13 protein-coding genes are annotated in these 14,231 nt (G+C 58.0%); 5 read left to right on the forward strand and 8 right to left on the reverse strand.

What is annotated here, in order from left to right:
- Nucleotides 1-225: 225 nt before the first annotated feature.
- A complete protein-coding gene (locus tag KGB03_RS13525) occupies nucleotides 226-1,284 on the reverse strand; it encodes a PA0069 family radical SAM protein (protein ID WP_111448114.1) in 1,059 nt (352 codons plus the stop codon).
- Nucleotides 1,285-1,516: 232 nt separating this feature from the next.
- Between KGB03_RS13525 and KGB03_RS13530 the strand changes: the two genes are divergently transcribed.
- Complete coding sequence (locus KGB03_RS13530; RefSeq protein WP_111448113.1) at nucleotides 1,517-1,822, forward strand: hypothetical protein; 306 nt, start codon at nucleotides 1,517-1,519, stop codon at nucleotides 1,820-1,822.
- 101 nt (nucleotides 1,823-1,923) lie between these two features.
- Here the strand turns inward: KGB03_RS13530 and KGB03_RS13535 are convergent, their stop codons facing one another.
- From KGB03_RS13535 to KGB03_RS13545, 3 genes are read right to left on the reverse strand one after another with little or no spacing between them, the layout of a single operon-like run.
- Nucleotides 1,924-3,225: a c-type cytochrome gene (locus tag KGB03_RS13535; protein WP_223527255.1), complete on the reverse strand. Its 1,302-nt coding sequence runs from the start codon at nucleotides 3,223-3,225 to the stop codon at nucleotides 1,924-1,926.
- 12 nt (nucleotides 3,226-3,237) lie between these two features.
- On the reverse strand, nucleotides 3,238-5,022 hold the full coding sequence (locus KGB03_RS13540) for a GMC family oxidoreductase (protein ID WP_223527256.1): 1,785 nt from the start codon (nucleotides 5,020-5,022) through the stop codon (nucleotides 3,238-3,240).
- A gap of 2 nt (nucleotides 5,023-5,024) precedes the next feature.
- A complete protein-coding gene (locus KGB03_RS13545; protein WP_223527257.1) occupies nucleotides 5,025-5,765 on the reverse strand; it encodes a gluconate 2-dehydrogenase subunit 3 family protein in 741 nt (246 codons plus the stop codon).
- A gap of 298 nt (nucleotides 5,766-6,063) precedes the next feature.
- On the opposite strand from KGB03_RS13545, the gene KGB03_RS13550 reads away from it, so the two are divergent.
- Nucleotides 6,064-6,708: a tyrosine-protein phosphatase gene (locus KGB03_RS13550; RefSeq protein WP_192408666.1), complete on the forward strand. Its 645-nt coding sequence runs from the start codon at nucleotides 6,064-6,066 to the stop codon at nucleotides 6,706-6,708.
- A gap of 9 nt (nucleotides 6,709-6,717) precedes the next feature.
- On the opposite strand, the gene KGB03_RS13555 is transcribed toward KGB03_RS13550, so the two are convergent.
- The 3 genes from KGB03_RS13555 to prlC all read right to left on the reverse strand — a co-directional run bounded on the left by KGB03_RS13555 (nucleotide 6,718) and on the right by prlC (nucleotide 11,237).
- A complete protein-coding gene (locus tag KGB03_RS13555) occupies nucleotides 6,718-8,760 on the reverse strand; it encodes a M3 family metallopeptidase (RefSeq protein WP_218538501.1) in 2,043 nt (680 codons plus the stop codon).
- Between the two features lie 114 nt (nucleotides 8,761-8,874).
- Nucleotides 8,875-9,162 carry a YheV family putative zinc ribbon protein gene (locus tag KGB03_RS13560; protein WP_008152496.1) on the reverse strand — a complete coding sequence of 96 codons (288 nt, stop codon included), beginning with the start codon at nucleotides 9,160-9,162 and terminating at the stop codon, nucleotides 8,875-8,877.
- On the reverse strand, nucleotides 9,159-11,237 hold the full coding sequence (gene prlC, locus KGB03_RS13565) for an oligopeptidase A (protein ID WP_223527258.1): 2,079 nt from the start codon (nucleotides 11,235-11,237) through the stop codon (nucleotides 9,159-9,161). The genes KGB03_RS13560 and prlC overlap by 4 nt, the downstream gene beginning before the upstream one ends.
- A gap of 62 nt (nucleotides 11,238-11,299) precedes the next feature.
- Here prlC and KGB03_RS13570 point away from each other — a divergent pair, with 62 nt between their 5' ends.
- Complete coding sequence (locus KGB03_RS13570) at nucleotides 11,300-11,845, forward strand: gamma carbonic anhydrase family protein (RefSeq protein WP_223527259.1); 546 nt, start codon at nucleotides 11,300-11,302, stop codon at nucleotides 11,843-11,845.
- 26 nt (nucleotides 11,846-11,871) lie between these two features.
- On the forward strand, nucleotides 11,872-12,522 hold the full coding sequence (locus KGB03_RS13575; RefSeq protein ID WP_192408657.1) for an HAD family hydrolase: 651 nt from the start codon (nucleotides 11,872-11,874) through the stop codon (nucleotides 12,520-12,522).
- Nucleotides 12,523-12,645: 123 nt separating this feature from the next.
- Here KGB03_RS13575 and KGB03_RS13580 read toward each other — a convergent pair whose 3' ends face one another.
- Entirely contained in the window at nucleotides 12,646-13,722 is a 1,077-nt protein-coding gene (locus KGB03_RS13580; RefSeq protein ID WP_223527260.1) for an aminopeptidase, read from the reverse strand.
- A gap of 59 nt (nucleotides 13,723-13,781) precedes the next feature.
- Between KGB03_RS13580 and KGB03_RS13585 the strand changes: the two genes are divergently transcribed.
- Nucleotides 13,782-14,204: a hypothetical protein gene (locus KGB03_RS13585; RefSeq protein WP_111448105.1), complete on the forward strand. Its 423-nt coding sequence runs from the start codon at nucleotides 13,782-13,784 to the stop codon at nucleotides 14,202-14,204.
- Nucleotides 14,205-14,231 lie beyond the last annotated feature (27 nt).

The raw sequence follows: 14,231 nt of genomic DNA on the forward strand, positions 1-14,231 counted from the left end.
GAGTCAGGGAATTTTCCCGTTTTGTCCGGTGTGAAGCCAGTGGCTGTTTAAAAAACATCCAGGCCGAGAATCTCGACCCATCAGTCACTCGATGAACAAGGTAGCGGCCGAAACTTAACTCAAACTGAATAAAACGCTCTAGAACGTGTGTTCCAGGTCACAAAAAACGTGACTGGCGTAGTGGCAAAGTGCATTTCACCCTACTCAACCATAGGCCAATTGTCCTCAAATCAACGACATTTGGCGACCTGGCGGACAGAAGGCTTCGCAGTCCAGATTGAAACCTTCCCGACGATTGAGCCCCAGGCGTTTGATGGTTTTGGCAAATCGTTGCGCCAGCAGATCGGCAAACGGCCCTTCGCCACGCATCCTGGCACCGAAGCGACTGTCATAGAGCTCGCCACCACGGCTCTGACGAATCAGGCTCAACACATGCGCGGCACGCTGAGGATAGTGGGCCGCCAGCCATTCTTCGAACAGCGGCGCCACTTCCAGCGGCAGGCGCAGCATCATGTAGGCCGCACTTTGCGCCCCCGCGGCGTGAGCTTCGGTGAGCAGGCTTTCGAGTTCGCTGTCGTTGATCATCGGAATCATCGGCGAGCACAGAACACCCACCGGAATTCCCGCTTCACGCATCACGCGGATCGCCCGCAACCGAGCCTTGGGTGCCGCGGCGCGCGGTTCGAGGATGCGTTTGAGTTCGTCGTCCAGGGTGGTAAGGCTGATCATCACCGCCACCAGCCTTTGCTCGGCGAGTTCGGCCAGCAGGTCCAGATCCCGAAGAATCAGCGAGCCCTTGGTAATGATGGTCACCGGATGGCGATAACGCAGCAGCACTTCGAGGGTTTTGCGGGTGATTTTGTGTTCGCGCTCGATCGGCTGATAAGGGTCGGTATTGGAGCCCAGATTGATCGGCGCACATTGATAGCCGCGCTTGGACAGTTGTTCTTCCAGCACATCGGCGGCGTTGGTCTTGGCGATCAGTTTGGTCTCGAAATCCAGCCCTGGCGACATGTCCCAATAAGCGTGGCTGGGCCGCGCGTAGCAATAGATGCAACCGTGCTCGCAGCCGCGATAGGGATTGATCGAGCGATCGAAGGGCAAGTCCGGCGAGTTGTTGCGAGTGATGATGGTTTTCGCCGTTTCAATGCGCACCTCGGTGCCCTGGGTGATCGGCGCTTCCTGATACCAGCCGTCATCCTCGGCCACCGAGCGATTCGGCGCGAAACGGTTGTGCGGGTTGGTGGCGGTGCCGCGGCCGCGAGGTGGCAGGGGAGTAGGCATCGACAAGGTCCTTTGGCTGTATGTATGTACAGTATAGAACCTCGACATATTCGGCCAGTGCCGTTCGGCGCCTGTTAATTCTAAAAAAAGCCTGGTTCTTTGTATTTCTACCGACTGGTTAAAGTGTTCGTCACCATGAGATACATATAGCGACTGGCATAGTTATAAGCGCTATTAGTAATATCCACCTCACACGAGGTTCTCGTGTTCAACTATTAAATGGAATTAATTAATGTCGAATTACAATCAGCGCGGTATTTTTTTGCAACTGATGCGCGCATCTGTTGTTAGTCCAAAAGAAGTTCGGGTTTCCATGCAGTTTGCACTCAAGGAAGAGGGTTACGATCCGGAAAACCGTGCTGTCACTTATGCTCTGCTGGACTCGAGCACCCGCGAGGCCGTATCGAACGACGGCGGCGTGACTTTCACCATGGGTACCGCCCCTGCCGATGTGGACGGTGATGGTGACATCGACGCACAAGACAAGGCCGTTCTGCTGGCCTTGGCGAGTGCCTATTCGAAGATCGTCAAACCGTAATCGCGATTGAACGCATGCAGTAGATAAATATTGAGTGCGCAGTAGGTTGTAGCTGAACCTAAAAAAGCGGTATGGAGTTTCCATGCCGCTTTTTTATTTATTTAATGAGTCGTCGCTTGGCCAATGTCATCATTTGAAGTCGTTTTCATATCGTCTTCCCTTAACGCCATTACATCACTGGCTTTAACAGTGGTCCCTTTATTTCCCCAACTAGTGGCAATGAAACTCACCACATCCGCCACTTGTTGATCCGACAAGCGCCACGCGAACCCGGGCATCGTGAAGGTCGACGGCGCCGTGTGAGTCGCAGGCAAGGTGCCGCCCTTGAGAACGATGTGAATCAGCGACGTCGGATCCTGCGACTGCAACACCGGGTTGCCCGCCAGCGCCGGGAACACTTTGGTGTAGCCATGGCCATCGGTACGGTGACAGGCCGCGCAGTTGTCGATGTACACCGAAGCGCCGGGCTTGCTGTCGTCCCCGTTCCACAGCGCCTGTGCGATCTGTTTGTCGTACTGGTGCGGCTGATCATTGGAATCATTCGCCGGCAAGGACTTGAGGTAACGGGCAATCGCGGTCAGATCGTTGTCGGTCATGTACTGCATGCTGTGCGTCACCACATCACTCATGCCACCAAACACCGCGCTGCGATCGCTGCGACCGGTCTTGAGGAACTGCACCAGTTGTTGTTCGCTCCAGCTGCCGAGGCCGTCTTTATGATCGCCGCGCAGACTTTTCGCGATCCAGCCTTCAAGCGGCGCACTGCCTGACAGAAATGCGCTGCCTTCGCCTGCATTCAGGGCTTTTTCCTGCATGGTCAGGGCACGTGGCGTATGGCATGCGCCGCAATGTCCGAGGCCTTCCACCAGATAAGCCCCACGGCTGACCACCGCATCTTCGCCGGGTGCCGCTTTGTAGTCCGCCACAGCCGGGGCAAACATCCAGCGCCAACCCGCAAGCGGCCAGCGCATGCTCAAAGGCCAGGGAATGTCGCTGGCCTTGTTCTCCTGAGTGACAGGCGCCACGCCGTGCATGAAGTAGGCGTACAAGGCGTTCATGTCGGTTTCGTTGACGCTGGCGTAGGACGGATAGGGCATGGCCGGGTACAACGTACTACCGTTTTTGGCGACGCCATGGCGCACGGCCTTGTCGAATTCTTCGAAGCTGTAGTTGCCCAGCCCGGTTTTATCCGGCGTGATATTGGTGGAGTAGATCGTTCCGATCGGCGTTTCCATCGGCAAACCACCGGCGAACGGTTTGCCGTCCTTGGCGGTGTGGCAGGCCACGCAGTCACCTGCTCGAGCGAGGTACTCGCCTTGTTTGATCAGGTTTTGATCGATTTCTGCAGCGTTGACCGAGCCACAACCGAGCAGCGCCAGGGTCGCGATAACAAGTGATTTCATAGTCATCGCTCCTTAAGCCTGAACCAGCGGGCCGGGGTTTTTCAGGTACTGCTCGCGGATCGCCCGGGCCGACCAGTAGGTCAACGCTGCCACCAGGCCGGTAGGGTTGTAGCCCAGACCTTGTGGGAAAGCTGACGCTCCGGGGACGAAAACGTTGTGTACGTCCCAGCTCTGCAAATAACGGTTCAGAGCGCTGGTTTTCGGGTCGGTGCCCATGATCGCGCCACCGTTGAGGTGGGTGGTCTGGTAAGACGCGGTGTTGAAGTGATCGCCCACCTTCTTGCCCAGTACGGCGATGGCCTTGGGGCTCATTGCTTCGGCGATCTTGCCCATTTTCTCGACCATGAAGCGGTTCATCTTGATGTCGTTTTCCTGCCAGTCGAAGGTCATCCGTAACAGCGGCAAGCCGTAGGCATCGCGGTACACCGGGTCCAGATCGAGGTAGTTGCCACGGTAGGATTGATGCGCGCCGTGGGCATCCATCGACACTTGATGGGTGTAGTAATCGGCGGTGGCACGTTTCCAGGCACTGCCCCAGGCCGGGGTGCCCGGCGGGTTGGATGTGCCTGCGATCGGTCGGCTGCCAGCCTGGTTGACCCACATCGGCGAGCCGCCGACGAAGCCATGGGGACCGTGATCGAAGTTGTCGGCGTTGAAGTCGTCCACCGCCACGCCGTTACCGCCGGCACCAATAAAGTTATTGGTGTGGGTGTCTTTGTCGAAGTAGGCCTTGATGGTGGCCATGTTCTGGTAGGCGAAGTTCTTGCCGACCACGCCTTCGCCGCTGATCGGGTCATACGGCTTGCCGATGCCCGAAAGCAACATCAGCCGCACATTGTGGAACTGGAAGGCACCGAGGATCACCAGATCTGCCGGCTGCTCGATTTCCCGGCCCTGGCCATCGATGTAGGTGACGCCTGTCGCCTTGCTCTTGGTGCTGTCGAGATTGACCCGCAGTACGTGGGAGTTGGGCCGCAGCTCGAAATTGGGCAGCGGTTTGAGCGCCGGCAGAATGTTTACGTTCGGCGATGCCTTGGAATACATGTAACAGACATAACCGCTGCAAAAACCGCAGAAGTTGCACGGCCCCATCTGTGCGCCGTAAGGGTTGGTGTAGGGGCCTGATGTATTGGCAGAGGGCAGGTTGTAGGGTTTGTAACCCACTGCGGTGGCCGCTTTCTGAAACAGCTGTGCGGAAACAGTGTTCTTCTGCGATTCCAGCGGGAAATGATTCGAACGATCCGGCGCGTATGGATTGCCGCCCTTGCGTTCGCCGACCAATTGACCCTTCACCGTCCAGGCTTGACCCGACGTACCGAAGACCTTCTCGGCGTAATCGAAAAACGGTTCCAGCTCTTCATAGCTGACGCCAAAGTCCTGGATAGTCATGTCCTTGGGGATGAAGCTTTTGCCGTAGCGTTCTTCATAGTGACTGCGCATGCGCAACTCGATCGGGTCGACCCGAAAGTGCACGCCGGACCAGTGCAAACCGGCGCCACCGACACCATTGCCGGGCAGGAAGGCGCCCAGTTGGCGGTTCGGCAGCGCGATGTCATTCACGCTATGGCGAATGGTCACGGTCTCCTTGGAAATGTCCTGGAAGAGTTTTTTCCGCACGCTGTAGGTGAGTTCGTCGATCACCTGTGGATAGTTGCCATCGGGGTAAGTGTCCTGCATCGGCCCGCGCTCCAGTGCCAGCACATTCAGGCCGGCTTCTGTCAGCTCCTTGGCCATGATCGCGCCCGTCCAGCCAAAACCGACGATCACTGCGTCGACCTTCTTCATTACCGTTGCCATGCTTACGCCCTCTCGCCGCGAATCGAAACTGCCGGGAAGGGGTATTGCTCGTTGCGTTCCACCCAATCCATGAAGTCGGCGCGGGCGCCGGGGAAGCCGATCATGGTCCAGCCGACCATGCCTTTATTGCCGCCATGAATCGGGTCGCAGAAAAACCCTTCTTTGGTGTTTTGCAGCAGCAGGTTGAAGAAAATCTTCGCTGGGACGCTGTCGAACTGAGGTTTTCCGGCCTCGAGTTGCTTGAGCAAATCGTCTCGGGTAGCGCTGTCTTGCTCAGCAAATACTTTACCGTTGAGCGTTTTCGACCAAGCATCCGTCGCGGCGATGCCTAGGCGATAAATCTCTTTGGGCACCAATTTGCTCTGCCAGCCCATTTCCGGAGCGGCGTCTGCGTTGAACGGTCCCTGCATGAACCACAGCGCGCCGGCCGCGTAAGGCGTGTTCATCTGACGGTCGATGTATTCGGGCACACCGGCTTCCAGGGCGCCAGGCCCTTGGGCATCATTCGGAATCAGCTGCGCGACAGCCGCTTTGATGAACGTCCATTCTTCGGCGGTGAAGTAGCTGGGTTCATAGGTGCTGGTGGCGACCGGCGCTTTGCCGGAACTGGCCGGGGCCGCCTCGGGCGCGGCCATCAGGACCGTGCTGCCCAGACCGGTGCTGGCAACGGTGACCACCGGGATCAAGGTCAGGGATTTGCGCAAAAACTCACGCCGCGGGTTGTCTCGATCTTGATCGGACATAGGGGGGCACCTCATCAGGCATAGCGGTTTTTCAGCCGTCTCGCAGGACGACTTTTCGTTTTGGCACCGATGAAGATCGCCAGCAAGCGGGGAGCAATAGGGCGCATCGGTAATATGGAGAAACAAATGGTAGCAGGCTAAGCATAAAGATGAACCGATTCAGCTAAAAAACCTCGGCTTTGCGACGGAAGCGATCGGCTGATTCACGATTCTTTGACAGACGGCTCACAGGCCTTTGACTGCTCGGGGGGGAAGCTCGGCATCATCTTCCCAATTCTCCTGAGCGGTCACCCCGAGCATGTCTCTATCGCGTTGTATCCCAGCGATCTGCCTGTCGCTGGCCGCACTTTTAAACCTGACGGTGGCCCTTGCCGACGACAGTGCATTGCCCCGACCTGCGGAGTGGGCTCAATCGGTCGAGGTGCAGTACAACCTCTTTAAAATGTCCCCGACGCTCTATCGCAGTGCGTTGCCCGACAGAGGCGCTGTGCCGTTACTGGAAAAACTCAAGGTCGGGACGGTGATCACGTTCCTGCCCGAGTCGGATTCAAGCTGGTTATCGACGCCAGGAATCGCACAAATACAGTTGCCCTACCGTACCAACCATGTGGATGACGCGGATGTACTCAAAGCCCTTCGCGCGATCCAGACTGCCGAAGCCAAGGGACCGGTGCTGATGCACTGCAAGCATGGTTCGGACCGCACGGGCCTGATGGCGGCTATGTACCGGGTGGTGGTGCAGGGCTGGAGCAAGGAAGACGCCCTGAACGAAATGACTCAGGGCGGCTTTGGTGACAGCACTCATTTCAAGGACGGCATCCGTTACATGATGCAGGCCGATGTCGACAAGCTCCGCACCGCGCTGGCCAACGGCGATTGCAGCACGAGCCCGTTCGCCAGTTGTTCGATGAAGAGCTGGTTCAAATCGGCCCACGTCGAGTAAACCGTTGCCTCAGCGGGTAACGGTCTCTGACGAAAACGCGAACAGATCTTCGGCGACCGGCCGATCAAGAAATGCTTCCAGGGCGGTGAGCAAGGAGCGCGAATCGCCCGGAGAAAAAAACGCCTCGCGAAAGGCTCGCCCTGTTTGCGCGTTGAAGACCCAATCCTGACGGAATCGCTTGAAGGCTTCGATGGCCAGTACGCCTGACCACGTGTAGGCGTAAACGGAGGCTGCGTAACCGGTCACCATGTAGTCGAAGCTGTTTGCGAACCGACAATAAGACGGCAGTTGCACGTGGGGAACCTCCTGCTGAACGTCTTCGAATACTTGCTGGGTGCTACGACCATCGCCTTGGCTGCGGTGCACTTCGAAATCGAACATTGCACCCGTCAGCAAGAGTGCGGCTTGTCGGCTGGTCTGGGTGTCGAGGGCTGCCAGTGCCGCGTCTACCCGCGCCTCGGTCAAGCGTTCACCGCTTTGGTGGTGGGCCCCCAGCCATAACAGAAACTCCCGTGACAGGCACCACTGCTCGAATACTTGCCCTGCGAACTCCGCCGTATCGCGCCCCAGTTGGGAAATGCCGGAAAGGTTGTGATGCGGCGAACTCGTCAGCACGTGTTGCAGGCAATGACCCCATTCATGAAAAAGCACCCGCAGATCCTGGTGCTCAAGCAGGCACGGATGGCCGTCGACCCCCGGCGTGAAGTTGCAGTGAAGATCGGCAATCGGTAGCGCTACGCGGCCTTCGGCGTTTCTTCGTCGGTTTCGCAGTGTGCCGGTCCAGGCGTAATCCGGGGCTTCCTTGCGGTGGTACGGGTCAAGATAAATATGCCCAATGGTCTGACCATGCTCGCTGATCTCAAACAGGCGCACGTCGTTATGCCAGCGACTGAACTCAGCCTGCTCGAGGATCCGGATCCCGAACAGGCGTTCGCAGAACAGGCAGAATCGTCGCAAGGTACCGTCCAGGGGAAAATAATCGCGCAGATTCTTCAGGGCGTCAGGGAAACGATGGTGGCGCAGTTGTTCAGCGAGAAACTCGTGGTCCCAGGCGTGTACTTCAGAGATGCCCCGTTCGAGTGCAAACGCTTGTAGCTCCTTTGTATCCCGTGCAAGTGACGGTGTGTTCAATGTCACTTGCCGACGCAGAAAACGGCGAACTTGATCGGTGGACTTGGCCGCTGCTGTGGCCAGACGCAGTTGCGCGAAATTATCGAAACCTAGCAGTTCGGCTTTCTGGTGGCGCAGCGAAAGCAGCAACGTCAGTACAGGATCATTATCGAACTCGTCGGCATGCGGGCCTTGATCGGACGCGCGCGTGGAGTACGCCACGAAATACTCTTCTCGCAATGCCCGATTTTCGGCGTACTTCATGATTTGCTGGCAGGTGTTTTCATCCAGGGGAATCAGCCAGCCTTCATGTCCTGCTTCTTTGGCCAGGTGTCTCAGACGATTTTTTACGGTGGGGTATAAACCTTCCAGAACCGCAACGTCATCGACGTGCTTGGTCCAGGCCGCGTTGGCGCTTTTCAGATGGATGACAAACAGCTCTTCGAGCCGGTCAATGTCGAGGTTCAACCGGGCCAGCTTTTCCCGTTGCGCCAGGGGCAATTCGATTCCCGCCAATTGAAATTTGCGCAGAATCTTGGCCAGCGCAGCCTTGCGCGGCTCGTCGAAATTGAGGGCGATCGAACTGTTCGCCAGTCGCCGGTATGCCTCAAACAACGGACGATTGCTCAATCTTTCGGATCGGTACTGCGCCCCTGCGTCGTTGCATGCAGCAGCTGCCGTGTTCCAGGCCGTATCGTTGTGTTTCGCCATCGACAGGATCTGGATGATGCCCAAAGCCTCGTTCAGGCGCGCATCGATTTCATCGATGGCCAGAACCAGATCATCCCAATTGGGAAGTACGGATTGGCTGAGGATGGTTTCGGCAATGACCTGCCGGTTGTCGGTAATGATGGCTGTGATTGCCGGCACGAGGTGTTCGGTGCGGACCTCCGACCAGGGCGGCAGGTCCCAGGCCTGCAAAAGCGGATTGGTGTCGGGCATGGCGTCTTCCTTGGGTAGAGGCTGAATGTGGTCAGCCTATAAAGGAAGCGCAGGGGAAAGGTGGTAGATAGATACCACCTTCCAATCCGTTCAGGAGTGGAAGGTGGTGTTGGCTCAGTGTTGCTCGTCAGGCTTTTTCTTCAGCTTCGGGTTCGGGAAAAACTGTACAGCCTGAACCTTGGCGTCCGGAACCTTCAGCGCCGAAGTGTTGACCCGCGTGCCCAATTCCTTGGGCACGGACAGGCCTTGTTCATTCAGCGTGTCGGAATAACCGCAGGCCACGCACTCACGATGTGGGACTTCGTCTTCGTTCCACATCATCAACTTGTCCGGCTCGCTGCAGGCCGGGCAGACTGCCCCGGCGATAAAGCGTTTTTTCGTGATCACAGGACCCTCGCTCATGCTGCCGCGACCTCACTCAGGCCGCTGTGGCGCAAGAGTGCGTCAATCGACGGCGGACGTCCGCGGAAGTCGACGAACAGCACCATCGGTTCCTGGGAACCACCGCGCGCCAGGATCGCTTCGCGGAAGGCGCGGCCGGTCTCGGCGTTGAGTACGCCTTCTTCTTCGAACTTCGAGAAGGCATCCGCCGACAGCACTTCAGCCCATTTGTAGCTGTAGTAGCCCGCCGCATAACCGCCGGCGAAGATGTGGGCGAAGCTGTTAGGGAAGCGGTTGTAGGCGGGTGGACGCATGACCGACACCTCGTCCCGCACAGCTTCAAGTACCTGCGCCACGCTACGGCCGTCACCGTGGGTGGCGTGCAGGTCGAAGTCGAACAGCGAGAACTCCAGCTGACGGACCATCATCAGACCGGACTGGAAGTTTTTGGCGGCGAGCATTTTCCCCAGCAGGTCCTGAGGCAGCGGTTCGCCGGTTTCGTAATGACCGGAGATCAGCGCCAGACCTTCCGGCTCCCAGCACCAGTTCTCCATGAACTGACTTGGCAGCTCGACCGCATCCCAGGCCACGCCGTTGATGCCGGATACGCCGGCGTGTTCAACGCGGGTCAACAGGTGATGCAAGCCGTGACCGAATTCGTGGAACAGGGTGGTCACTTCATCGTGGGTCAGCAGCGCTGGCTTGCCGCTGTCGGCCGGGGTGAAGTTGCACACCAGGTTCGCCACCGGACTTTGCAATACGCCGCTGATCGTGCGGCGACGGTCGCGGGCGCCGTCCATCCAGGCACCGCCACGCTTGTTGGCGCGGGCGTAGAGGTCGAAGAAGAAACGGCCGACGTGCTGGCCGTTTTCCTTGATTTCGAACAGGCGAACATCCGGGTGCCAGGTGTCGAAGCCTTTCAGTTCGGCGATTTCGATGCCGTACAGGCGCTGAACGATAGCGAAAAGACCGCCCAGCACTTTGTCGATCGGGAAGTAAGCGCGAAGGGCTTCCTGGGCGACGCTGTAGCGCTGCTCGCGAAGCTTTTCACCGTAGAAACCGCTGTCCCAGCTTTGCAGGTCCGGGCAGCCTTGTTCGGCGGCGTACGCCTTGAGCTGTTCCAGATCCTGGGCGGCGAACGGCTTGCTGCGCTTGGCCAGATCGCGCAGGAAACTCAGCACCTGATCGCTGGATTCGGCCATTTTGGTGGCCAGGCTCAGCTCCGAGAAACTAGCAAAACCGAGCAGCTTCGCCAGTTCCTGACGCAGATCGAGGATTTCTTCCATGACCGGGCCGTTATCGTTCTGACCGGCATTAGGGCCTTGGTCCGACGCACGGGTGCAGTAGGCGGCGTAGACCTCATCGCGCAGGGCACGGTCCTGGGCGTAGGTCATCACCGCGTAGTAGCTCGGGAATTCCAGGGTGATCAGAAAGCCTTCCAGACCTTTGGCCTGTGCCGCCGCAGCCATTTGCGCCTTGGCCGAATCGGTCAGGCCGGCGAGGGCGGCTTCATCGGTGACGTGCTTGGTCCAGGCCTGAGTGGCATCGAGCAGTTGGTTGGAGAAGCGGCTGCCCAGCTCCGACAATTTGCTCTGTACTTCGGCGTAACGCTTTTGTTCGGCTTCCGGCAGGTCAATACCCGACAGACGGAAGTCGCGCAGGGAGTGTTCCAGGATAGTTTTCTGCGCCACTTCGAAACCGGCAGCTTCGGGACTGTTCGCCAGCGCTTCAAACGCCTCGAACAACTCGCGGTTCTGGCCCAATTCGGTGGAGTAGGCACTCAAGGCCGGCAGGCAGGACTCGTAGGCTTCGCGCAATTCGGCGCTATTGCACACGGCATTCAGGTGGCTGACCGGGCTCCAGGCGGCGCCCAGACGATCATTCAGTTCGTCCATCGCCAGCACCAGGCCGGCCCAGGTCGGTTGTTTGCCCTGGGTTTTGAGGATCTCGATAATGGCGGCGCGGTTGTCAGCCAGGATCTGTTCAATAGCCGGTTGCACGTGTTCGGCACGGATCGCCGAGAACGGCGGCAGGTCGTAGGACTGCAAAAGAGGGTTGTTCACGCTCACGGTTGGCACCTTGGCTGGAAGAAACATTGCGCCATCTTAATTACAATCGACGCTCACCGCAGCTATCAGCAACAGAGAGAAACCCTATCGTGACCCTTCGCAAGTATCAGAACCATACGCCGCTACTGGGCAAAGGCGCCTTTGTCGACGGTTCGGCGGTGGTGATCGGCGACGTTGAAATCGGCGAAGACAGCTCGGTCTGGCCGCTGACGGTGATTCGTGGCGACATGCACCGCATCCGTATCGGCGCGCGCACCAGCGTGCAGGACGGCTGTGTGCTGCACATCACCCACGCCGGGCCGTTCAATCCCGATGGCTTTGCGTTGCTGATCGGTGACGATGTGACCATCGCGCATAAAGTCATGCTCCACGGCTGCACCGTGGGCAGTCGGATTCTGATCGGCATGGGCAGCATCGTCATGGACGGTGCGGTGGTCGACGACGATGTGATCATTGGCGCCGGCAGTCTGGTGCCACCGGGCAAACGCCTGGAAAGCGGCTTCCTTTATGTGGGCAGCCCGGTGAAGCAGGTCCGGCCACTGACTGACAAGGAAAAAGCCTTTTTCACCTACAGCGCGGCGAACTACGTGAAGCTCAAGAATTTGCACTTGGCAGAAGGCTACGACCAGCTCTGACCCTGCGCCCTTATTCAGGATTCAACATGCATTACCAAACCGTATTGTTCGACCTCGATGGCACCCTGACCGATCCGCGCGAGGGCATCACCCGTTCGATCCAGTTCGCCTTGAGCAAACTGGGCATCGATGAGCCCGACCTGACCAAACTTGAACACTTCATCGGTCCGCCGTTGTTGCAGGCGTTCATGCAGTTCTACGACTTCGACGAGCCCAAGGCCTGGGAAGCGGTGAACTTCTATCGCGAACGCTTCAAGGTCACCGGCCTGTATGAGAACCGCGTATTCGACGGCGTCACACCATTGTTGGAAACCCTCGGCGGCCAAGGGCGACAGCTGTACATCGCGACGTCCAAACCGTGGATTTTTGCCCGGGAAATTGCCCGGCACTTCGACTTCGCCAAGCACTTCAAGGTGATATATGGCAGCGAACTGGATGGAACCCGGACCAACAAAGTCGAGCTGATCGCCCACTTGATGGCTGAAGAAGGCCTGGACCCGACCAGCACCCTGATGATCGGCGACCGTAAACACGACCTGATCGGTGCGCGCAGTAACGGGCTGGATGCAGCGGCTGTTGGTTATGGTTTTGGCAGCCGGGAAGAGTTGAGTGCAGAAGCCCCGACTTATCACTTCGAGACGCTGGAAGAGATGCATCAGGCGTTTTTGCAGCGCTAATGAAATTGCTTTCGCGGGCAAGCCCGCTCCCACAGGATCCGTGTCGTATACGAAAAATGTGTACGACACAGATCCTGTGGGAACGGGCTTGCCCGCGAAGGGGCTCGTTCAGCCACTGAAACTTTATGATCCCGCCAAAGCCTTCAACGCCACCTTGCGCTCACCCACCGGCAACGCACCAAGCTTCTCGACTGCCGCATAAAACTTCACCCAATCCCCAGCCTCTTGTCTGAACAACGCCGCAAACGCCGGCACCCATTGGTCGTACAACCCAAATGGCAACAGCCGTGCATTGTTCATCGGCGCATTGATCCACGCGTCATAGCGTTTGTCCCCAGCCCATCGGCTGTCGCGCAGATGCCGGTATTCACCGCGCAATCGTTCGAACTCGTCGGCTTTGCGCTGGCGCATCTGGTCGGCGGGCAGGGGCAGGGTGTACAGCCGTTCGAGTCGCGTGCGGGTATCCAGAACCAATTGAATGAACTGATCCCGTTGCTGCACCTGCGCGCCGCTGTCCGGTGCCAGGCCGCGGAATGCACGCCATTGGCGGGTGCCCTCCTGTTCGACGAAGGTGGCGAAAGACTCATTGAACTCGGTGTCGTCCTTCACATAAAAACGTTGATGCGCCAGTTCATGGAATATCAGCGTGGCCAATCGTTCGTCACCCCAGGCCATCATCGAACTGATAATCGGATCGTTGAACCAGCCGAGCGTCGAATAAGCCTCGACGCCGCCGATCGACACGTCCATACCTTGCAAACGTTGCAACGCAGCTTCACCGCGGGCCGCGCTCTGACTGTAATAACCGCGATAGGCGACGCAACCGGCGATCGGGAAACAATGGTTCTGTGGTGTCAGGGAAAATTCCGGCGTGGCAAACACGTTCCAGACTACGAACGGCCGGCCAATGTCGGCGTACAAACGGTAACTCTGATTATCCGGCAGATGCAGCTGTTGGCTGGCGAACGTGCGGGCCTTTTGCGATTGAATCAGGTGCGCACGCAATAGTTGATCGCGACCGGGATCGGCAATCACTCTGGAAACTGGCTCGCGTACCCGCAGCAATTGCAGCTGACCACTGGCCAATTGGCCGTAATAGCTAATGCCGGCGCAACCGTTGAGAAACAAAAACAGCACACCCGGAAACAAAATGCGTAAAACGCGATCAAGTAACCCAAGGCTTGGAAGCGGCCTGATCAAAATGAATCATCCTTGGAGAGTCTGCCCGCAAGACTATCCCGCCTGACTGGAGCTCCGCTATGCGCACGTTGATGCTGACAGGAAGCCTGTTGATGCTGACAGGTTGTGCTGGATTCGGATTACCCCCCCATGATCCGGCTCAAGCGTGGATCGACCTGGATTCGAAGCAGGAAGACACGGCGCTGCAAGCGCTGGAAGTCGATGACAAGGCCGCCACCGACAAACGCTATTTCGAGGTTCAGCCGGGTAGCCATCAGTTGACGGTCCGTTACCAATTCCCGGTCGCACCCACCAACATCGGACCAGACGCCGAGCCGCTATGGCGTGACTGCCAGCTAAACGTGAAATTCAACGACTTCAACGCCGGCGAGCGGTATCAGCTGAAAGCAGGAAATATCGGCTTTCGGCCGTGGGCAAAGCTCTATGATCAGCAGCGAAAAGTGATTGGCCAAGGTGTACCGGCAGGCTGCCAACGCACCTGATCGGCGTTATTCTAAAGGACGAGTCCT

The sequence above is a fragment of the Pseudomonas sp. BF-B-26 genome, from assembly GCF_019956495.1.
Lineage (GTDB): Bacteria > Pseudomonadota > Gammaproteobacteria > Pseudomonadales > Pseudomonadaceae > Aquipseudomonas.